The sequence below is a fragment of the uncultured Megasphaera sp. genome (assembly GCF_900539295.1).
In the GTDB taxonomy this organism is placed as follows: Bacteria; Bacillota; Negativicutes; order Veillonellales; family Megasphaeraceae; genus Megasphaera.
On sequence record NZ_UQBH01000034.1, the window covers coordinates 1 to 21501 of the forward strand.

Consider the following 21501-nt stretch of genomic DNA (forward strand, 5'->3'; position numbering starts at 1 on the left):
AAGAAGGCTTGAATAGAAACGACGTCTCCGATCCCGAAGCCTGCATCAAAGCCTATAAATGGGAACCGGCTTATAAATAAGCCGCGATAGCAAGGCAATCGAAACCTAAATAGAAAGATAAAAAGCCATGGATTCATAAAAATCCACGGCTTTTTCACGTCTAAAAATCAGCTTCAAATAAGCGGGAAAACCTTAACACCAGAAATTGTAATGGCCATTACAATTCCACAAGCGTAGCCGTCCCCTTTCGGGGATTAGGGTTCTTAACAGCACCCTTTACAGATGGCATAATTACGCCATCTGTAAGGGGTGCGGGCGGATTTTATATTGAAGGCAACCGAGTTGTTCCTATCATCTTTCAGGTCATTTCTATGATATTTTAACAGACACGGAAATTTCATCCCATCCGGGAGAATGAGCCCCTATGATTATTTCTTCGTAAAGGGCAGGATGATGCCGTCATTCACGGTTGTGTACTGCCCGTTTTGATAGGTCAGGAGAATCCAGGCCGGAGTAGCTCCGCCGCCGGAGCGATGGACGACGAGTCCTCTGTAGCCATTTACGTTATTTTCGGTCATCAGGACCGGGGTCTGGATTAGGGTCCATTTCTGCTGAATCTTCCACTTTCCTTTTTTATCCGGCAAGAGCCAAAACATGGTGTTGCCGCCGCTGCCGGATGTATAAGGTCCTACGGCGAGGACTAAGGCATCGGTGACACCGTCGTCATTGAGATCCATATACCGGTAGTAATAGGAAGTCTGTTTTTGCTGACTGGCAGGTATCTCCAGTTCGCGGCCGATGACGTCCTCGATAGGAGCATTCGATACGGCCGGCACCAGTTCTTTCCGAAGTTCAGCCGGAAAGACCATTGTTCCTTCGGTCTCGTGCAAGGCCCCATTGCCATTGGCGCCGGCAACACCTGCCGACAGGACCAGGACCGTCATCAGGAAGGTGTGGAATAACCGCTTCAAATTCATAGTATCACAACCCTTTTAGTAAATATGCATCTTGATGCAGCACTTCTTATACAGCAACACGAACCGGATGGGCCCCAAATTCCCCTCTTTATCCTGAACATGATTGCGTAAAGCCTTGCTGCAGACAGACCGGATGCATTACAGCCGTCCACGTTTCACACATCAAGAGATGTTTATATGGTCATCAGATGACGTAAAAAATACCTTTTCAATCTTCCAAGTCTTTACGGGATTATCGCAAAAGATATGTCGCCGCTGCTTTTTTATATTCGTCCCACTGTTTATGCCAGTTATCATGATCTTTTTCCGTAATGGGCCGGATGACGCGGCAAGGGTTTCCGGCTGCGATGACGTGACTTGGGATGTCATGGGTCACGACAGAGCCTGAGCCGATGACGACGTCGTCGCCGATGGTGACGCCGGGGTTGATGACGACGTTGCCGCCGATCCAGACGTCAGAACCGATGGTGACAGGCTTGGCATATTCGAGGTTGGTATTGCGCACTTCGGCATCGATGGGATGACCTGCCGTATAAATACTGACGTGAGGAGCCAAAAAGACGTTGTCTCCAAAGGTGACGTAATGCTCGTCTAAAATGGTGAGCCCTGTATTGGCGAAGAAGTGGCGGCCAAAGCGGATGCGGTCGCCGTGGTCGAAGTAGACCGGCGCCAACAAGACCATGTCATCGGGAGCCTCGGCAAAACACTTCTTCAGCTCTTCAAATGCTTCGCGGTCATTCAAGTCATCGGAGGCATTGAAACGGCGCTGTGCCGCATGGACGCGCTCAAAACTCCCGTCCCCTACGGCAAAAGGATTATACAATTTTTGAGCCATCATGCGCTCCCATTCCATCTGATTCATTACCTATCATTTCCTTCCTCATTTTCAGCGCCTTGCAAAAGGATTACAATTTCCCCAAATCCTTCAAAGCATAAAAACCGCAGCTGGCCAGCTCTTCCAGATGAGACGGCTGCTGCACGCCGAAGGCCCATTGATGCCAATGGTCATCGTCTTCCTGCTTCCAAAAGCCCCAGTCCGAATCGGGGCGATTGTCATAGATAAAGGTATAGACAGCGCCGTCATCATCGATGACGTTAATGGCCGAACGGCTGTAGGATTTCACCATGCCGAGGTTGACGGCCGACGTCAGGTCGGCATGATAGGCCGAGGCTATGCTCCCGATCAGTAAGGCCATGGAAAGGATGCCGGCCCGAAGAATGTATCTTATCATAAAATCCCCTCTTTTCCAAAATGTCTGTCCCTGTCCGCATCCGTGCTGCCTTCCGTAAAATCCGGGCAAGCCCGAAACATTGCCGCATCACGGCTTCTGCGTACCGAGATAATCATAACCGACCCATTGATTGGCGTCAGACCACTTCAATTTATAATAGACAGGCGGAACCTGCTCTATCACATTCCAATCGATGAACCACACATAGAGTGAACCTCCCTTTTCAAAGAGGCCTGATTGCAATTGTAACTCGCGGTGCTCCCTAAAATTATCGCTGTTGATATATTCGTTCATCTTGGTCCTGTCTTTATTAAGGCCCAATAGGTAGCTTCGATAGCGGGTATCCATCGAGTTCCAGCACAAGATTCCATAAAAATAGCGGCCCGTCGCTTCATCTTTATACTGAACAATAGTAAAGGCCCTGTAGGCATCAGGAGATTCCAGGGGCGTATCCATGGACCACCAGACGACATCGCCTTTCTTAGAACCGCCCTTATTGATGCACATGAAATGAACGGACTTATCGCCGTATACCCGGCCGCCGGCAAAGCGCACCATCTGCTTGCCCTCATAAAAATCGACGTGCGTCGATAGATTAGCCGTCTTGGGAATTTTCAGCACGGCACGATCCACCTCAACCATATTCCCGGCCAAAACGCTCATACTGTAAAAGGCCAGCATCATCAACAGGAGTACCACTTTCCGAAACACCATCATCCACCTCTTTCGCTAAAAAATAACCCCCTCGTCACGACTCATATACTTCAAACATTTCGACAGTCGCAGAAAAAATCCTGCCGGCCGGCAATGCGATTTACAGATACAAAGCCGCGCCCCTTGTTGTATTCGCAGGGCTTGTATGAGGGTAATCATCAATAATCAGGAAAATCTTCCAGCCGCTGCCAAAGGAGCTTCTTCATGGCTAAACCAAGAGTCCGCGAATATTCCGGAAAAGTGATTTTTAATCCCTTTTACCAAAGAAGACGTGTATCTTCCTTACAATCAAAAAAGCCGATGCAGACATCACTGCCCCATGTCCGTATCGGCTCTTTTTATTGCGTCTCCCTCAAAGGGAAGGATTCCGCTTCTTGAAGGTGTATGTTTTATTTTTTCAGAATTTTTCGTAAAACTCCCTATCGCAAACCTTTGAAATCCTCCGTTTTATCGTATCGCTAATACAGCGATTATTGGCGGCTTTTCCCGATCAGCCACTGAGAGGCTATGATGAGGGCGATGCCGACAAGGTTCGTCAGGTTCAGGATGTCGCCGGTGAGGCTCATGCCCAGGATGACGGCCGCGGCTGTTTCTAAGGAGGCCAGGACGGGGACTTTACTCAGGTCATCGATTTGCTGAAGGCCCAGGTAATACAGGATATAGCCCAGGACGGTCGGGATAAGGGCATAGAAAAAGCCCATTCCCAAAATGGACGGCGTCATGACCATGAGCCCTCCTTGCCAAAGTATCCAACCGAAGAGGCAGATGGCAGCCCAAAAGAAACTCCACAGGCTCATGACGAAGGCGTCGGTACCGTGACCTGCGACCTTGCCGATAATAGCCGTCAGGCCATAACAGAGACCGGCTATGATTCCCCAGCCAAGGCCCCACAGGGAAAGATTGGCCAAGTCGAAGGTTCCGCCGGTAACGGCCAGGACGCAGCCGACGATGTTGATGGCCAGGGCCAATCCCTTTAAGGGTGTAATCTTTTCCTGAAAGAAGAGGGCTGAAAAGACGGCCGTAAAAACGGTGGCCACATTGAGCAGGACGGCGCTGAGGGACACACCGATGGAGGTGACGGCCAGGCTGTAAAAAATATTATAGATACCGTGACAGATGAGGCCTAACAGGGCGCAGTAGGCCATGATGTTAGGCGTCACCTTCATCGAAGCCGGACCGCTTCGCCAACAGACGAAGGCCACTAAGATGAGCCACGAAAAAAATACTCGTAAGAAGCTGATCCATTCGACAGATGCGCCGGCCCTTTCCATATACCAAATAAAGATGCCGATGGTCCCCCATAAGATACCGGCCAGCATGACCTGTCCATTTCCGTTGACCTTCATCAGAATCCCTCCTTCTATGTACATTATTATAGTCAGCTGTTATACTTAAGTAAATCTATAATTCTTTCATGTTTTATATAGTATTACTTAATGAATAAGGTAAGGAGGTCCCATGGATACTGCTCGTTATAAAGCCTTTTTAGCCGCCGCCGAAGGAGGCAGCTTTGCCGCGGCCGCCAAAGAAATGGACTACACCGTGTCCGGCGTCAGTCAGCTCGTGGCCGCCCTCGAAAAAGAACTCGGCTTCCCCTTGTTTCTCCGCAGCCGCCATGGCGTCACCTTGTCGCCAAACGGTGACATCATCCTGCCCCTGGCCCGTCAGCTCCTGGCCGAAGAGAAACGGATTGACGAGGTTTCGTCAGACATCCGCGGCCTGCTGACAGGGAGCCTCAACATCGCCGCCTATTCCAGTATAGCCACGCACTGGCTGCCTCGGGTTATCGGCCGCTTCCAAAAAGATTACCCCCAAATCAAGATCCATTTGATGGAAGGCATCCGTCAGGAAGTCACGGCCTGGCTCGACAACGGCGCGGCCGACATCGGTTTTCTCAGCTATCAAGAACCCATGCCTTACGACTGGATTCCCCTTTCTGACGATGAAATGGTCGCCGCCGTCCCGCCCGATCATGACCTGGCGCCCAACGGGCCCTACCCTCTTTCCCGCTGCCAGGAAGAGACGGTCATCATGCCGGCTCTCGGAAAAGATGACGACGTATTGCACTTGCTGAAAAAAAATAATCTCCAGCCTCGTATCGGTTATACGACGCTGGAGAATGGAGCTGCTATTTCAATGGTCGAAGAAGGGCTCGGCATCTGTATCATGAACCGCCTCATTACCCGGAAACGAGTGACGTCAGCGGTCCTTCTGCCCCTCGATCCGCCAGCATCGATTACCCTCGGCATCGCCGTTCTTCCCGGCAACGCCGCCTCCCCTGCCGTCCGAAAATTTGCCCATTACGCCAAAGAGATTACAAAACGTCTACCAGGAGCTGAATGATGAGATTGGCTTCGTGGGCCGCACAGATGGCAACGCGGGGCGCCATGAGGCCTCGGCCGGGTTTGGCGTTTCTCGTCTGATCGCCGCAGACGTAAAAACGGTCCATGATTTTCTTGGTCTGAATCTCGTTGCTGTCGCCGTAGCCGGCCATGCCGGAAGCGGAGACGATATATTTATCGGGACACTGTTCCAACACGGTGTGGACCAGCATCGTCTTGGCATCGGGGTTGTCGAAGGCTTCACAGACGATTTGGTCATCCCGTAAGAGGTCGGCCGTATTGTCTTCGGTCATGCGCACGAAGTCCGTGCGGACGTTGATAAAGGGATTGATATCGGCAATCTGCCGGGCCAGGGCATCGGTCTTGCGTTGACCGAGGTCGCGGACCATGTAGGACTGGCGGTTCAGGTTGCTGGCATCGACGGTATCGAAGTCGATGAGGTGCAGGTGCCCGACGCCGGTGCGGGCCAAATAGACGGCTGCATTGGAACCAAGGCCACCGAGACCGCAGATGGCAACCCGACCGGCACTGACCTTTTCATGGACTTTCGGCGTATGGCGGGAACACATCATAGCCTCCAAAGCTTCTTTCGGCGGCAGCCGGTCTTTCGGGATAAAATAGATTTCATCGCCGTCTTTTAAAGGCAAATTTTCTGTCGTCGCAAAGCCGTTGACGATGGTGATTTCCTGGCCCTTGCCATGGGCATGTTTCAATTCTTCTAACGAAGACCACGGGCCGTCGACGCGGGCCCCATTCAATAATAATTGCATCGTATCCACCTCTCGTGAGCAAAATAAAAACGCACGACGCCTGACACCTTGAGTGGTGTCCCCGTCGTGCGTTTGCATTCTATGCTTGTAGTGTACTCGTTTTTATCGCAGGTGTCAATCTTTCTTTTCAGCCTTATCTGCCTGTGCGCCTTCTTTCAGCCGTTTCAGCTCGCGCTGTTCTTCCGGCGGAAGGGACACGCCGCAGCATCCGCCTGTCGAATTGCTGGTATAGCCTTTCATAACTTCGCTGACGACATTTTTTAATTTTTTAACGGAATCGACTACCATAATAAGCCCCCCTCAACGTCTGTATGACGTTACTAATGCAAGGAAATAAGAACGTCTATTTATACTTATTATATCAAGAAAGGCTTATGGTGTAAATCATATTAGCCAATAATCATTACTCTTTATGGTAAAAATCCGGAAAAGGCAGATTATCGACCGTCAGGCCATACGAGGGTAATCTCACCGGACTCACGCGTCTTCTGAAGGTCGATGATGCGCTGGTTCGACGAGCCTCTGAAATAGAGTCCCGGGTCTTTCAAAGCGTCGACGAAGGGGCCGTCGACGAGGACGTCGCACTGGTCGAGAAGGGCCTTTTTTTGCGGATCCCCGACGATTTCATCGTAGGTGAAGCCCGAGTAGACCCAAACGGATTTATCCGGCATGGCTTCTTTGATTTCCTTCACTAAGGGCGTCAGGCCTTCCGTATTTTCCATCGGTTCACCGCCGAGGAGGGTCAGACCGCTGTTGGTCGGCGCCTGAAGCCAGGACAGGAGCTGTTTCGTTTCCTTTTCGGTCCACTCTTGGCCGAACTTAGCATTTTGGTATTCCGGGTTGAAACAATTGAAGCAGCCACGCGAGCAGCCCGTCACGAAGAGGGTCGAGCGGATGCCGGGCCCGTTGGCAATGTCATACTGTCTCATCTGTGCATAATGCAAAGAAAGTCACCTCTTATATATGGAGGACACGGTTGTTGATTTCTTGTGTCCGCCCTTCATTCCAGAAATTTTCGCCCAAGTAGCCGCAGGTCCGGCGAATGACCGTCAGTTTGTTGCGGTCCTGATTATGGCAGCGCGGGCATTCCCACTGGTTGTCGTCGTTGAGGATGATTTCGCCGTCAAAGCCGCATTCGTGGCAGTAGTCGAGCTTGGTATTGAATTCGCCGTAGGCAATGTGGTCGTAAATGTACTGGATCATGGTCAATACAGCCGGTACGTTATGGACCATATTGGGGATTTCGGCATAGCTGATGCAGCCGCCCGTCGATTTATCTTCAAAATCGGCTTCAAAGGAGAATTTATCGAAGACGTTGATCGGTTCGCGGACGTCGACGTGATAGCTGTTGGTGTAGTAATCTTTGTCGGTGACGTTGGCGATGGAGCCGAAGCGGGCCTTATCGATCTTGCAGAAGCGGTTGGTCAGGTTTTCTGCCGGCGTGCCGTAGAGGGCAAAACCGATATTCGTTTCCTTCTTCCACTGCTGAATATGGGCGTTGAGGTCATCCATAATGCGCATGGCAAACTTGCGGCCTTCCGGCGTCGTGTGCGAGCAGTGCTTGGTCAGTACCGTCGCTTCGTACATGCCGATGTAGCCTAAGGACAGGGTTGCGTAGCCGCCGTAGATGAATTTTTCGATCGTTTCACCGGGCTGGAGGCGGGCAATGGCGCCGTACTGCCAGTGGATCGGCGAGACGTCGGACGTAACCTTTTTCAGTAATTCGACGCGAAGGAGGAGTGCTTTTTTGCACAGTTCCAGACGTTTGTCGAGGATCTGGAAGAATTTTTCTTCGTCGCCGTCGGCGAGGATCCCGATCTGGGGCAGGTTCAGGGAGACGACGCCCATGTTGAAGCGGCCGTCGAATTTGTAATTGCCCTGAGCATCCTTCCAAGGGCTCAAGAAGGAGCGGCAGCCCATGGGGCTGAAGACGTTGCCTTCATAAGATTCGCGCATCTTCTTGGCGGAAATATAGTCGGGATACATCCGCTTGGCCGTGCATTCCGCAGCCAGTTTAGTCAAATAGAAGTAAGGGCTGCCTTCGCTGACGTTGTGTTCATCGAGGACGTAGATCAGTTTCGGGAAGGCCGGCGTGACGTAGACGTTGGCTTCATTCTTAATGCCCTGAATGCGCTGACGCAAGAGCTCTTCATCGATGAGGGCCGCTTCCTTGGCGTATTCGTAATCGGGCTGGAAATACATGAACAAGGTGACGAACGGAGCCTGGCCGTTGGTCGTCATGAGGGTGTTGATTTGATACTGAATGGTCTGGATGCCGTCTTTGATTTCTTTCTTCGTCCGTTTCCAGGCGATTTCTTCGGCCTTTTCCATATCCGGTTCGATGCCGTAGACTTCGCGCTGTTCTTCGACGACGGCGCTCATGTATTTTTTGAAGGACTTGCGGACGTAAGGCGCCAGGATGCGGTCGATGCCGTTGATGGACTGGCCGCCGTACTGGCCGCTGGCGACTTGGGCGATGATCTGCGTCGTTACCGTACAAGCTACCTGGAAGGACTTCGGCGTGTCGATTTTCTTGCCGTTGATGACCGTACCGTTGGCCAGCATGTCTTCGAGGTTGATAAGACAGCAGTTGAACATGGGCTGAATGATGTAGTCCATGTCGTGAAAATGGATGGCACCGCTGTCGTGAGCCTGGACGATGTCGGCAGGGATCAATTTGCGGCGGGCGATGTCTTTCGATACTTCGCCGGCAATGAGGTCGCGCTGCGTCGAAACGACGTGGCCGTTCTTATTGGAGTTTTCATTCAAGACTTCTAAGTTGGTATTGTTCAACAGGCCGAAAACGTCGCTGTCCGTCGTGTTGGTCTGACGCTTAAAAGCCTGAATGGCTTTATAGTTTTCATAAGCTCTGGCCGTAGCCGGATTGTTGTACTTCAAGAGTCGATAATAGACCTGATCTTCGATGGCGTAAATCGTCATATTCTTATGGATGGAACCGGCATATGCTTCGATTTCACCTGCAATCTTAGCAGCCTGGCCTTCTTCATAAACGCCGCTGCTGCTGTTCATGGCCTTTTCGATGGCAATCGTGATTTTGTCCTTGTCAAAGGGCACTTTTTGTCCGTTTCTCTTGATTACTTCCAGCATATGTCTACCTCCACAGTATATTGTATGAAAATGTCCACAAGTCCCGCGTATCCCACAATATATGCGATTTCGGGGCCAATATTTACAAGATTTATGATACTATATATAGTAGGTCGTGTCAACGTATCAATACTCTATCATGTTGTGGACAAGTATGCTCCGATACTTATCAAAATCGCCGAAATTCCGTGAAAATACCGTAAAAAAGGCTGCGACGTTTCGGTCGCAGCCCTTGTGTATAATATGGGTAAAATTTTCTTTTATGCCAAATCGAGAAGATCGCGGATGACGGCTCCCGCTAAAATCATACCGGCTGTGGCCGGCACGAAGGATATGCTGCCCGGACTGGGACGGACTTCTTCACTGTCCGAGATGGGCGTACGGGGCGCTTCCGTCGAGTAGGCGACTTTGATGCGGCGGATGCGGCGCTTCTTCAATTCGCGGCGCATGATCTTGGCCAAAGGATCGACGGTCGTCTTTTCGATGTAGTCGAGCTGGAAGTACTCCGGATGGAGCTTGTTGCCGGCCCCCATGGAGGAGACGACGGGAATCCCGCTGTGGTAGGCTTCGTCAATGATGGCGATCTTGGCACTGGTCGTGTCGATGGCATCGACGACGTAGTCGGCACCGGACTTGGCAATGAAGCCCTGGTGACTTTCAGGCAAGTAGAAGGTGGCATGGGTTTCAACGTCGATATCGGGATTGATGGTCAAGAGCCGTTCCTTCATGACCTCTACCTTCGGGCGGCCGATGGTTTCGACGGTCGCTCCTAACTGGCGGTTAAGGTTCGACGGATCAAAGACGTCGGCATCGACTAAGATGAGATGGCCGACCCCGGCCCGGCCTAAGGCTTCGACGACGGCCGAACCGACGCCGCCGACGCCGAATACGAGGACCTTCTTGGTATTGAGTTCATCTACTTTTTCCTGGCCGATGAGGCGTGCCGTCCGCTGAGTATATTCTTTCTTCATTAGGAACGCTCCGGAATGATTTCCAGCCAGTAACCGTCGGGATCGACGATGAAGTAGATGCCCATGGCCGGATTCTGATAGACGACGCAGCCCATTTCTTTATGTTTGGCCAAGGCAGCGTCCATATCCTTGACGGCAAAGGCCGTATGGAATTCGTTGTCGCCGAGGTTGTACGGTTCTTTACGGTCTTTGAGCCAGGTCAATTCCAACTGGAAGCCCGTAACGCCGTCGCCGAGGTAGACGATGGTGAAATCGGGATTTTCAATGCGGCGGACTTCGGTCAGGCCCAATGCTTCTTTATAAAAGTCCATGCTGCGCTGGAGATCTAATACATTAAAATTCGTATGTTTAAACGTAAACTGCATGGTGTAACCCCCTTTGTTAAATGCTTTCTTCCTGCCAGCCTTTTGACACGTCGACCCATTCAAGAGCCTTAGAATAGGTCATCAGCTCGTCCAGGGTCAGTTCGATGGCGCTGTTGCCCGTACCGCAGGCCGGAAAGACAGTTTGAAAACGCTTGAGTGATTCATCGAGATACACGTCGACACCGGGATTGATAGCAAAGGGACAAACGCCGCCGACGGGATGGCCGATGACGGCTTCGACCTCGTCCGGTTTGATCATGGACGCCTTTTTATGAAATCGATCTTTGAACTTGCGGTTATCCACGCGGGCATCACCGGCAAAGACGATGAGGATCGGCTGTTCGCCTACCTGAAAGGACATGGTCTTGGCAATGCGCCGGCCTTCGGTATGAAGGGCTGCCGCTGCTTCTTCGACAGTGGCGCTCGACGCGGTCAGTTCCATGACCTTGTCTTCCAGCCCCCATTGGGAAAAATAGTCGCGTACTTTTTGAATGGACATTCCGTCCCCCCTCTCTCGATTATGCTTTATTATATACTTTTTCTGTCGATTCAACAAATATATATTGAACTATAAGGACAGGCCTTAGGAAAATTCAAAGGACGACGTACTGCCCCGATCGGTCTTGTGAATGGCCAGGCGGGCGTCAATCCGTTCTTTTAATTCCGGCACGTGGGAAATGATGCCCACCAGGCGGCCGCCGCTTCTAAGGGACGCTAAGGTCTTTAAGGCGTAATCCAGGGTTTCGCTGTCGAGGGTGCCGAAGCCTTCGTCGATGAAGATGGCATCGAGATGGATGCCGCCGGAATAGGCTTGGACGACGTCAGCCAGCCCCAGGGCCAGAGCCAGAGAGGACAAGAAGGTTTCGCCGCCGGACAAGGTGTTGGCCGGCCGGGCATAGCCCGTATAGTTGTCATAGACTTCGATGTCGAGGCCGATCTGCTTGACCCGTTTATCGTCCCAGCTTTGGGAACGCTGCAGGCTGTAGCGCTGACGGCTCATGGCCTGGAGCCGTTCATTAGCGGCAGCCAAGACGTCGTCGAGGAGGGCCCCTAAGACGTAGCGCTCGAAGTTGATGCCCGTCTGTTTGCCGGCAATGAGGTCGTAGACGGCGCCGACGGTCTTATAGGCTTCGACGAGATCGGCTTCATCCTTACCGAGGGCTAAGAGCTTCTTCTTTTCCTGCTGCCACTGGGAAAAGGTTGCCGACAGGCGTCCCCTTTCTTCGGCAAGGTCGCGGCTCGTCTTTTCGGCATCGGCCAAGATTTTCTCTAAAGCCGAGACGTCGGGGCGGGGCTTGCCGTCAATGGCTGCGTTTTCCTGTTCGAGCTGGCCTCGTACCTGCTGCAGCTTGGTCTCATATTGACGGACTTCGCCTTCCAGGACGGGAATGTCCTTTACTGACGGCTGCACGTCCCGGCAGGCACGAACGGAGGCAAAGCCCGCTGCTAATACCCGTTGGCCCAAGTCGTTATAGTCCTGTTTGAATCGACTGCGCAGGGTCAGGACCTGCTGGGTGAGGCTCCGGGCTTCTTCCTGACGCTGAGCCCCTTGGCGTTCGCAGCTTACCAGATGGTCCCGGCTTTTCTGAAGGGTTTCTTCATAGTCTTTAAGGTGCTGCGTCAACTCGGCCAGACGACGGCTGAGCGCCTTGGGATCGCGATAGGCTTCGGGCAGTTCCGCTTCCAAATGGGCCTGGGTTTCGCCGGCTTTGACGGCCTTGGTCTTCGCTTCTTCCATCGCCTTGCGGGCCGCTTCTTCGCGGCCTTCCCATTGACGAAGTTTCGCTTCAGCATCGGCGGCGTCCTTACGAAGGCGGTCTCCCTCGGAAAGGACCTTTTTAAGGTCCGTCTGCTGCTTCAAGGCCGATTTCAATTGAGCTTCCAAATCTTCTAAGGAAGCTCTTTGCGGATACTGCTGCCGGAGGCGGTCGTATTGACCTTCTAAGGCTTTATAAGCCGTTTCGGCAGCCTTGGTATCGACTTCCAGCTGCTGCCGCTCCTGCTCGCTCTTTTCGGCCGCTTTTTGCCGCCGTTCGACGTCGTCCCGCGTTGGCAAATCATCGATGGGAACGGCCGGCATGGGATGGTTCGTGGCCCCACAGACCGGGCAGGGCATGCCGTCGGCAAGGTCTGCCGCCAAAATGGCCGCCTGCCCCTGTAAGAATGCAGCCCGGACGCTTTCATAGGCTACGCGCTCATCCCGCGCGCGCTGAGCGGCTTTTTCGAAGGCCGACTGAAGGTGCTGCCACTGTTTCAGGCTGTCCTCTTTTTGAAGGGACAAGTCTGCAGCTTCTTTTTCCCGAGAAACGTGATCCGTCAAGGCTTGGCACTGCTGTTTTACCTGTTCAGCCAACAGCGCTTTATCGGCCAGCGTCGAAAGGGCTTCCCGAGCTTTCTCTAAGGCCGCCTTTTCCGTTTCCTTTCGGGCTCTGGCCTTAGTCCATTCCTGTTCGGAAAAAGCAGCTTCCCCATTCAGTTTCTTAACCAGCAGGCAGTGATCGTAATAGGAATCGGCCTTGTCCTTGAGGCCCGTCAGCCGTACCTGTTCTTCACCGGCTGCCTTATAGGCCCCTTCCTGCTTAGAAAGTTTTTCCATCTGCTCTTTGGCGGCCTTCAGGTCGGCAGCGGCCTGCTGTGCCGCTTCATTGGCCTTATCGGCGGCCTTGGCGGCAGCCTTCCCTTCCCGTTCCAACTCATCGAGATGGCGGCAGGGTTCGGCTAAGACCTCGGCTTTTCGCAAGACGTCAATCTTATTTCGCTTATCTTGAAAAACGCCGGCCTGACCGTCGAGATCGGCTACTTCCTGTCGTTTCTGCTCCCAGAGTTTCCAGTGGGCTTCCAAGGCCTGGGCTGCCTGAAATTCTTTCTGCCGAGCACTGCGCTCACCTTCGGCTTTGTGCCACTTTTCAGACACGGAAGCTTCCTGATTCCGAAATTCCTGCTCGCGTTCCGGAAGCTTTTCTTCATCGTCAATGCCGAGATTGAGCAAACATTGTTCCCGATCGCGGGCTACCTGTTCATGGCGGCTTTCCAGCTCGTCATGGCGTTCTTTGGCCAGGGCCTGCAGTTTGGCATACTGCTGCGTATGAAATAAGGTCTGCATGATCTGCTGACGCTCGCCGGAGTTCGCCAAGAGGAGTTTTCGAAAGTCCCCCTGCGGCAGGAGGACGACCTGTCGGAACTGATCGGCTTTAAAGCCTAACAGCCCTTCGACGGCAGCATTGACATTTTTAGCCGCTAAGAGCTTTTCATCGCCTCCGTCGGCATCGGTTTCATACAAAGCAGCCTGAGCTGAGGCCTTCTTCAAGCCGTCGCCTCTTTTCTTGGCAATCTGCTGTTCCGGACTGCGGTAGACGCGGTAGTATTTCCGGCCGATGGCAAAGCGAAAGGAGACGGACGTCGGCTCATCGGGCGTGGCATACTCGCTTCGCATATAGGCCCCGGTACGGACGTCGCCGCTGGTACTGCCGTAGAGGGCGTAACAGATGGCATCGAGGATGGTCGTCTTACCGGACCCGGTCGGTCCGTAGATGAGAAACAGTTTATGGTCCTTCAATTTCTGAAAATCGACGATTTCCGTCCCGGCATAAGGGCCAAAGGCCTTCATTTCTAAATAAATGGGAATCATGATAAGCCCCCTTGTTCACGTTTTTCCAGCTCTTCCCACAACTGGCGGACACATTTTTCTTCAGCCTCAGTCAAAGGCTGGTCGGGCCGCATGGCCTTGGAGAAGCTGTCAAAGAGTTCCTGTCCCGTCGACTGTCTGAGGTTAAAATCCCGCTGCCCGCCGGCTTCGGTATTGCGGTTGGGCATTTCAAGGGCCATGGCGTTGGGATATTTGCGCCGCAGTTTGGCCATGCCGTCGAGGATCGGCTGATCGTCCGACAGCCTTGCCAGGATGAAATCATCGGTCCGGTCGTCGGGAGCGGCCATGAGGTCCGCAAAAGAACCTCTGACGATGCGCACGTCGTGACGAGGCGAAAATTCATGAAAGACGGGATTTGCCTTGCCGGCTCCATCGAGGTCGACGACGACGGCCCCTTTTTTCTGCCGGGCTTCGCCAAAGGAGTATTTCAGCAGGCTTCCGGCATAGCGTATGGTCGGCTCCGTAATCTGCTGGGGTCCGTGGAGATGGCCCAGGGCCGTATAAGAAAAAGGCGTAAAGAGGTCACTGGCGACTTGGTCCGTACCGCCGATGGACAGAGGCCGTTCGGAGTCACCGGCAAGGCCGCCGGACACAAAGGCATGGGCAGCGCAGACCGTTCGCACACCGCGAGGAATCTTTTCACCCTGACACGACAATAGGGCCGCCAAGGCCTCCTGATGGCTGCGAATATTTTCATCGCCGAGGAAATGGCGGACCGTCGCCGGCTCGGCATAGGGTGCCAGTAAGAAGGCCACCGGGCCCGCTTCATCTTCTAACAAGACGGGTCCTGTCATGCGTTCCAATTCGCCGGCAATATACAGCCCTCGGGAAGATAACAGCCGGCTGGCAAAGGACAGGCGGGCCGCACTGTCATGGTTGCCGCTGATGACCAGGAAAGGCACCTTCAGTTCATCGGTAATCTTCGTAGCGATCTCATCGAAGAGAGCCACGGCTTCCGTCGGCGGCAGGCTTCGGTCGTAGACGTCCCCTGAAAGGACGACGGCGTCGATGCCCTCGTCTTTGATGAGGGGCAGGAACTGAGTTTTCAGGACATAATCCTGTTCTTCCGTCAAGTACGAGCCATAAAACAATTTTCCTAAGTGCCAGTCGGCAGTGTGTAGTATACGCATAAAAAGTCCCCTTTATCTACTTCTATTCCGGAGTCTGAAGTGAGCGAAGCAGTGCAATTTCCCGGGCATAGCCGTCGAGCTCATTGGGCGTTTCCAAATAAAAAGGCAGGGCCCGCAGGGCCGGATGATTGACGATGGCCGTAAAGGCTTCAATGCCGATATGGCCTTCGCCGATTTTTTCGTGGCGGTCCTTATGGCTGGCCAGTTCATTCTTACTGTCGTTTATATGGACGGCCTTCAACCGGTCGAGGCCGATGATCTTATCGAAGGTCGAAAGGACGTCGTCTAAATGATGGACGATGTCGTATCCCCCGTCAAAGACGTGGCATGTATCGAGGCAGACGCCGATTTTATCATTCATGACAGCCTTATCGATGATGGCCCCCAATTCTTCAAAGGTCCGGCCGACTTCCGTCCCCTTGCCGGCCATGGTCTCTAAGAGGACCGTCGTCTTCTGACCGGCAAACATGCAGCTGTTGAGCATCTCGGCAATGAGGTCGATGCCCTTTTCCGGGCCCTGTCCGACGTGGCTTCCGGGATGAAAATTATAGCGGCAGTTGTCGAGGTATTCCAGGCGGCGCAGGTCATCGGCCATGGCCTGACGGGCAAACTCCCGGGTCTTCTCGGTCTGAGAGCAGCCGTTTAAAGTATAGGGCGCATGGGCCAATATGGGGGCAAAATCGTGTGCTGCCATGAGCTGATTCAAAGCTTCCATATCGTCGATATCGAGTTTTCTCACCTTGCTGCCGCGAGGATTGCGGGAAAAAAACTGGAAGGTATCGGCGTCTATAGATAAAGCTTCGTCACCCATGTGCAAAAATCCTTGTGAAACCGACAGATGACAACCAATATGTAACATAGACTTTCCTTTCTTTTCGTTCAGATATACACCATTATATATAAAAATACTGCCGCACAAAACCGACAGGTCTCGTGCGGCAGCAGCGAATACGAATCCCACAACATTAAAAATTTACGACTTTTCCCGGCATTTCGGGCAAACACCGACAAACGAAACACTTACACCATTGACCGTAAAACCAGTCTGTTCGGCAGCCAACTGACTCAGATGCTTTTGATCCAAGTCGATATCCATGACGCGGTTGCACTTCTCACATCGAATATGAGCGTGAGGGTTCGTGTTATAATCATAACGATGGGCATCTTCTGCACATTGTAAGACTTGTACGACACCTATTTTAGCAAAAATTTCCATGGTTTTATATACCGTGGCCATACTCATAGACGGGTAGTTCGGCTGTAAGGTTTTGTAAATAGCTTCGGCATTGGGATGCATCGGGTTGTGAATGATCGCCTCATAAACAGCCAGCCGCTGCGGTGTGACTTTATAACCGTTTTTTCGCAAAACTTCAGCAATTTCCATTTTTATCCCCCTTTCTTTGAAAAGTATGGTATAATAAGACATTCTAGCTTTATTCCACATGAACTTACATGAGTAACTTACATGGTCAAAAAAATAGAATATCCTATATTATATTGTAACGGTTATTAAGAAAAAATTCAATGACTTGTGTAAAGTTTCTCTTACAAAATAAGCAATCTTGACTGTACTTTTATGGGAGGGAATGAATCCATGACTGACGAAACGATGATTATTGAAATTGCCCGCACCCTCGGCGTCCGTCCGCAGCAGGTTCAGGCCGCCCTGTCCCTTTTGGACGAAGGAAATACGATTCCCTTCATCGCCCGCTATCGAAAAGAAGCGACGGGAACATTGGATGAAGTCCAACTGCGCTGCATCCAGGAACAATATGCCTATGAACAGGCCCTGGCCAGCCGCAAGGAAACGGTCCGCCAATCGATTGAAGATCAGGGGCGCTGGACCGACGAATTAGAAAAAGCCTTAGAAGCCGCCCGTCAGCTTCAGGAAGTAGAAGACATCTACCTGCCCTATAAGCCGAAGAAGCGGACCAAGGCTTCCATGGCCTGCGACGCCGGCCTCGAGCCCTTAGCCCTCCTCTTTGCCGATCAAAACCCCAAGGGCCCGGCACCGGAAGAAGCGGCAAAACCCTTCCTCAATGAAGAGGTGCCCACCATTGAAGACGCCATCCAGGGCGCAGCCAACATCTTAGCCGAACGATTTTCCGAACGGGCTGACTTTCGCCAAAAACTTCGCCGCAGTCTCTGGCAAAAGGCACGCCTTACCTGCACCCTCCAAGTCGACGAAAAAGAGGCCGGCCCCATGCTGACCTATGCCGACTTCAGCGAGCGCATCACCCAGATGCCGAGCTACCGCATCTTGGCCATCAACCGCGGCGAAAATGAAAAGAAATTAAAAGTTTCCATAAAAGAACCGACGGACCAGCACATCGACATGCTCTGCCATCTGGTCATTGAGCGCCATTCTCCTTATGAAGACATCATCCGCAATGCTGCCGCCGACAGCTACAAACGGCTGATTTTCCCGCAAATGGACCGGGAAATCCGCAATGAACTGACGGCTCAGGCCGAAAAACAGGCCATCGACGTCTTTGCCGAAAACCTCCGTCATCTCCTCTTGCAGCCGCCTTTTGAAGGGCAAATCATCTTAGGCCTCGACCCCGGTTTTCGCACGGGCTGCAAGGCAGCGGTCATCAGTGCCACCGGCCGGGTCCTCGATCACGGAACCTATTACCTGACCCACTCGGAACAGCAGAAACAAAAGAGCGCCAAGGAGCTGGCCAACATGATCCGCCGCCACGGCGTCACCCTCATTTCCATCGGCAACGGGACGGCGTCGTACGAAACGGAACAATTCGTATCCCAGCTCATCGAAAACTACCACCTGACCTGCCGCTACGTCATCACCAACGAAGCCGGGGCTTCGGTCTACTCGGCGTCGGAACTGGCCCGGGAAGAGCTGCCCGACCTGGACGTCACCATCCGCGGCGCCGTTTCCATTGCCCGCCGCATCCAGGACCCCTTAGCTGAATCGGTCAAGATCGATCCCTGCTCCATCGGCGTCGGCCAGTACCAGCATGACGTCAACCAAAAGGATCTGTCGTCGGCCCTCGATCAGACGGTCACGTCCGTCGTCAACTACGTCGGCGTCGACCTCAATACGGCGTCAGCCGCCCTGCTCCAGCACATCGCCGGTCTTACGGCTTCGACAGCCGGCAACATCGTCGCCTACCGCAACGAAAAGGGGCCCTTCAAAAACCGCCAGGAACTGCTCAGCGTCCCCCGTCTGGGACCGGCGACCTTTACCCAGTGCGCCGGCTTCCTGCGCATTAAAGACGGTCAGGAACCGCTGGACAACACGTCGGTCCATCCCGAATCGTATGAACTGGCCGCTCAAATTGCCGGTCAGTACGGCCTGACCCGCGACGATTTGAAGGAGCCGGAAAAACTGGCCGGCCTGCGGGATAAGATCCAGTGCAACGCCGCACCGAAACTGGCGGCCTCCCTCGGCGCCGGTGAGCCGACCATCAAGGATATCCTTGAAGAACTGCGCAAGCCCGGCCGCGACGTCCGCAGTGAATTCCCCAAACCCTTGACCCGCAGCCACATCATCTCCCTGTCGGACCTCAAGGTCGGAACCGTCGTCCGCGGCACGGTCCAGAACGTCGTCGACTTCGGCGCCTTCGTCGATTTCGGCATCAAGACGCCGGGCCTGGTCCACCGCTCTCAGCTTAGCACCCATCCTTTCCGTCACCCGACGGACATCGTCCACGCCGGCGACATCGTCAATGCAGAAATCATTAGCGTCGATGCCGACCGCGGCCGCATCGGCTTGTCCATGAAAAAAGTGAAGCAATAACCAAAAGAGGTTCAGCGATCATCGATATCGCTGAACCTCTTTTTTATAGATCAGTCCTTACAGGCTGTTCCACTCTTTATTCAATTTGTCATAACGGTCAGTCGCTGCCTGGCCGCGCTGGAAGCCCGGGCGATAGTCATTCCCGTTCTGGCTGGCGCTGACGCCGTCATAGAGGCCGCGGAGCCGGTCCTGTTCGGCCTTGAGCAAGGCGTCGAGTTTATACTTCATAGCGACATTTTCGATGGACGAGTCGCTTTCAAGCTGACTGCGGGTCTTGGAAATCTGGACGTACAAAGCATTGGCTCGCGCCGTAAATTCCCGGTTGCCCTTGAAATCCTTGTGGTCCTTCAAATATTCGTTGATATCGTCGGTGAGCTTATTGATATCGTCATTGAACAAGTCCTTGCTGCTGGCGTAGGATGAGAGGATCTGCTTGTCCGGATTTTCCTTGGCCTTCTTTTCTTCCTCATCCTTCTTTACTTTTGCCACGTATTTTTCGAGGTACGAAACAGCGGCATCATCGTCGACGGCTGCCGTAAAGTCGGCACCGGGAATCTGGATCGTCCGGGCGATCTTCTTGGCATTCTGGGACTGAGTGAGCATGTCGTTCAGCTTATCGTTGACAGCAGCATCGGTCGGGGCCTTAGCGATGGCAATGGCCTTGTCGTACAGGGCCATCTGATTGCGCATGACTTCATGGATGGCCTGATCGTCACTGGCATACTGGTCAGGCACTTTCTGGGGCTGGTAGTTCTTGGCAATCTTTTCCACGTTAGCCCGGCTCGTCTCCAAGGTCTTGATCAGTGACTCAGAGCCGCTTCCCTGGCCCTGCTGGCTGAGGAGCTTGGCCGCATCGGTCACCGACTCATTTTCCGTCGTCAGCTGCTGTGAGAGGGCGACGGCGTCTTTCGTATAGTCATCTTGATGGAGGCCGTAAAAATGCATGCCGATGGCTCCGGCAATGACGACAATCAAGGCCAAAATAATGCCTGCAATGGCTTTGCCGTGGCGAACATAGAAGGGCTTTTCCTGAAATGGCGGCGGTGTCGGCCGACTCGGCGGGACAGGCGGCAGTTCGCTGAGATCGATGGCCCCTGCCGGTTCCTGCGCTTCTCCCCGTTCGTGATCAAAGGTTTCCGTCCCCGTTTCTTCGTCGATAACCGGTTCTTCCTCAATAGCCGGTTCTTCGTCGATAATCGGTTCATCAGCGTCCATTTTAGGGAGTTCTGCCCCACAAAACGGACAAAATTGCCCATCCACTTCAACCCATTTACCACATTCCGGGCAAAGACGTTTTTTCATACTGGCACATCCTTTCCGTATACACAAGCAGACTTTTTGTTTCTATTATAAGCAATTCCTGTCAATCATGCAAAAACTTTGCCATGCGTTCATAGGTATCACATATTTCATTATAGCAAATTTTTTCAAAGTTGAGATAGGAATGAACCATATTGTCGTAATTATAGGTCTCAGCCCGAATACCGACGGCATGGAGACGGCGGATATAGTCCAATCCTTCGTCATGGAAGGGGCAAAAAGACGTCGTAACGACAAAGGTCGCCGGCATGTCCGGAGACAGTTCGCCAAAAAGCGGCGATGCCGCCCTTTTATCGTCATGACCGCGGAAAAACTGGTCGAAGTACCACTTCATCTTGGCTGCCGTAAAGCCCGTTTGGTCGCAGCAGTTTTCCTGACACGACGGAAATGAGCCGGTAAAGTCCAGCAAAGGATAGATCAAAATCTGATGGCTCAAGGGAAAGTCTGTATCATGCTGCAGAGTCTGGCTGACAAAGGCCGTCAAACAGCCGCCGGCACTGTCGCCGCATAAGGTCACATCGGCTTCATACTCGATTCCCTCGGCCTTCAAGAAAGGAAGGGCCTGGCGGGCCGCATCCAGGGCATCGTCATAGGCCGCCGGATAAGGATTTTCCGGAGCCAGGCGGTATTCCGGAGCGATGACGATATGGTCCGTCGCCTCGGCAATTCGGCGGCAGACGGGATCATAGACGAAAACGCCGTCGATGGCAAAGCCGCCGCCGTGGTAATAGATGAGAACCGGTAAGGGTCGGCGCCGATGAGGAATATAGACCCGGACCGGCACCGGATAATCCCGGCAGCCGTCAAGGACGCCGTCGACGATCTCTTCCATTTCCACCTTCGGCAGCATCTGCGCGAGAGCCGTCTCGATCGAGCTTTCACGCATCGTCACCGGCGTCATGACAAAATGATTGTTTTGGTGGTCAGCGATAAAGGCTGCCACTTCCCTTTTGATAGCACTCATCATAAGCCTTCTTTCCCTCTGTTATGGTTCATAATTTTATCATAAAAGAATCGGCCTGTGAACAGGGTTTTCAAGCATCTTTTCCTTTTTTAGGCAACAAAAAAAGACTGCCTCATGAATATCATGTGACAGTCCTTCAACGCGTCGTATGGCGGAGAGCGTGGGATTTGAACCCACGATAGAGCGTTCGCCCTATACATGA

General features: G+C 52.9%; 20 protein-coding genes. 2 read left to right on the plus strand and 18 right to left on the minus strand.

The genetic code is table 11. From position 1 onward, the window contains the following. Window positions 1-428: 428 nt before the first annotated feature. The 5 genes from QZQ46_RS09715 to QZQ46_RS09735 form a co-directional block, all read right to left on the minus strand. Window positions 429-977, minus strand: a complete 549-nt coding sequence (locus QZQ46_RS09715) for a hypothetical protein (protein WP_296829332.1) — start codon at window positions 975-977, stop codon at window positions 429-431. A 232-nt stretch (window positions 978-1209) separates the two neighbouring features. Beyond that, the gene (locus QZQ46_RS09720; RefSeq protein WP_296829335.1) at window positions 1210-1839 is read right to left on the minus strand and encodes a sugar O-acetyltransferase; all 630 of its coding nucleotides are present in this window, start codon (window positions 1837-1839) and stop codon (window positions 1210-1212) included. A 43-nt stretch (window positions 1840-1882) separates the two neighbouring features. Continuing rightward, window positions 1883-2209, minus strand: a complete 327-nt coding sequence (locus QZQ46_RS09725) for a hypothetical protein (protein WP_296829338.1) — start codon at window positions 2207-2209, stop codon at window positions 1883-1885. Between the two features lie 87 nt (window positions 2210-2296). Continuing rightward, on the minus strand, window positions 2297-2923 hold the full coding sequence (locus tag QZQ46_RS09730) for a hypothetical protein (RefSeq protein WP_296829341.1): 627 nt from the start codon (window positions 2921-2923) through the stop codon (window positions 2297-2299). A gap of 470 nt (window positions 2924-3393) precedes the next feature. After that, on the minus strand, window positions 3394-4269 hold the full coding sequence (locus tag QZQ46_RS09735) for a DMT family transporter (RefSeq protein ID WP_296829345.1): 876 nt from the start codon (window positions 4267-4269) through the stop codon (window positions 3394-3396). A gap of 112 nt (window positions 4270-4381) precedes the next feature. Here QZQ46_RS09735 and QZQ46_RS09740 point away from each other — a divergent pair, with 112 nt between their 5' ends. Continuing rightward, window positions 4382-5266, plus strand: a complete 885-nt coding sequence (locus tag QZQ46_RS09740) for a LysR family transcriptional regulator (RefSeq protein ID WP_296829348.1) — start codon at window positions 4382-4384, stop codon at window positions 5264-5266. On the opposite strand, the gene thiF is transcribed toward QZQ46_RS09740, so the two are convergent. The 11 genes from thiF to QZQ46_RS09795 all read right to left on the minus strand — a co-directional run bounded on the left by thiF (window position 5238) and on the right by QZQ46_RS09795 (window position 16639). Next, the gene (thiF, locus tag QZQ46_RS09745) at window positions 5238-6035 is read right to left on the minus strand and encodes a sulfur carrier protein ThiS adenylyltransferase ThiF (protein ID WP_296829352.1); all 798 of its coding nucleotides are present in this window, start codon (window positions 6033-6035) and stop codon (window positions 5238-5240) included. The genes QZQ46_RS09740 and thiF overlap by 29 nt on opposite strands. 114 nt (window positions 6036-6149) lie before the next feature. Then, entirely contained in the window at window positions 6150-6323 is a 174-nt protein-coding gene (locus tag QZQ46_RS09750; RefSeq protein ID WP_176698850.1) for a hypothetical protein, read from the minus strand. 149 nt (window positions 6324-6472) lie between these two features. Then, entirely contained in the window at window positions 6473-6979 is a 507-nt protein-coding gene (gene nrdG / locus QZQ46_RS09755; RefSeq protein ID WP_296829355.1) for an anaerobic ribonucleoside-triphosphate reductase activating protein, read from the minus strand. A 13-nt stretch (window positions 6980-6992) separates the two neighbouring features. Continuing rightward, window positions 6993-9143 carry an anaerobic ribonucleoside-triphosphate reductase gene (gene nrdD / locus QZQ46_RS09760; protein WP_296829359.1) on the minus strand — a complete coding sequence of 717 codons (2151 nt, stop codon included), beginning with the start codon at window positions 9141-9143 and terminating at the stop codon, window positions 6993-6995. A 260-nt stretch (window positions 9144-9403) separates the two neighbouring features. Further along, window positions 9404-10114, minus strand: coding sequence for a tRNA threonylcarbamoyladenosine dehydratase (locus tag QZQ46_RS09765; protein ID WP_296829362.1), 711 nt, complete (start codon window positions 10112-10114; stop codon window positions 9404-9406). After that, window positions 10114-10479, minus strand: a complete 366-nt coding sequence (locus tag QZQ46_RS09770; protein ID WP_225069926.1) for a VOC family protein — start codon at window positions 10477-10479, stop codon at window positions 10114-10116. The genes QZQ46_RS09765 and QZQ46_RS09770 overlap by 1 nt, the downstream gene beginning before the upstream one ends. 16 nt (window positions 10480-10495) lie before the next feature. Next, the gene (locus QZQ46_RS09775; RefSeq protein ID WP_296829367.1) at window positions 10496-10978 is read right to left on the minus strand and encodes a YbaK/EbsC family protein; all 483 of its coding nucleotides are present in this window, start codon (window positions 10976-10978) and stop codon (window positions 10496-10498) included. A gap of 84 nt (window positions 10979-11062) precedes the next feature. Continuing rightward, on the minus strand, window positions 11063-14107 hold the full coding sequence (locus QZQ46_RS09780; protein WP_296829370.1) for an SMC family ATPase: 3045 nt from the start codon (window positions 14105-14107) through the stop codon (window positions 11063-11065). Further along, window positions 14104-15255: an exonuclease SbcCD subunit D gene (locus QZQ46_RS09785; protein WP_296829373.1), complete on the minus strand. Its 1152-nt coding sequence runs from the start codon at window positions 15253-15255 to the stop codon at window positions 14104-14106. The genes QZQ46_RS09780 and QZQ46_RS09785 overlap by 4 nt, the downstream gene beginning before the upstream one ends. A gap of 22 nt (window positions 15256-15277) precedes the next feature. After that, window positions 15278-16114 (minus strand): deoxyribonuclease IV, encoded by an 837-nt coding sequence (locus tag QZQ46_RS09790; RefSeq protein WP_296829376.1) that lies wholly within the window; start codon window positions 16112-16114, stop codon window positions 15278-15280. 114 nt (window positions 16115-16228) lie between these two features. Further along, the gene (locus tag QZQ46_RS09795; RefSeq protein ID WP_296829381.1) at window positions 16229-16639 is read right to left on the minus strand and encodes a Fur family transcriptional regulator; all 411 of its coding nucleotides are present in this window, start codon (window positions 16637-16639) and stop codon (window positions 16229-16231) included. Between the two features lie 210 nt (window positions 16640-16849). Between QZQ46_RS09795 and QZQ46_RS09800 the strand changes: the two genes are divergently transcribed. Then, entirely contained in the window at window positions 16850-19015 is a 2166-nt protein-coding gene (locus QZQ46_RS09800; protein ID WP_296829383.1) for a Tex family protein, read from the plus strand. A 57-nt stretch (window positions 19016-19072) separates the two neighbouring features. On the opposite strand, the gene QZQ46_RS09805 is transcribed toward QZQ46_RS09800, so the two are convergent. Further along, a complete protein-coding gene (locus QZQ46_RS09805) occupies window positions 19073-20317 on the minus strand; it encodes a zinc ribbon domain-containing protein (RefSeq protein WP_296829386.1) in 1245 nt (414 codons plus the stop codon). A 61-nt stretch (window positions 20318-20378) separates the two neighbouring features. After that, the gene (locus QZQ46_RS09810) at window positions 20379-21302 is read right to left on the minus strand and encodes an alpha/beta hydrolase (RefSeq protein WP_296829389.1); all 924 of its coding nucleotides are present in this window, start codon (window positions 21300-21302) and stop codon (window positions 20379-20381) included. Window positions 21303-21501: the final 199 nt, after the last annotated feature.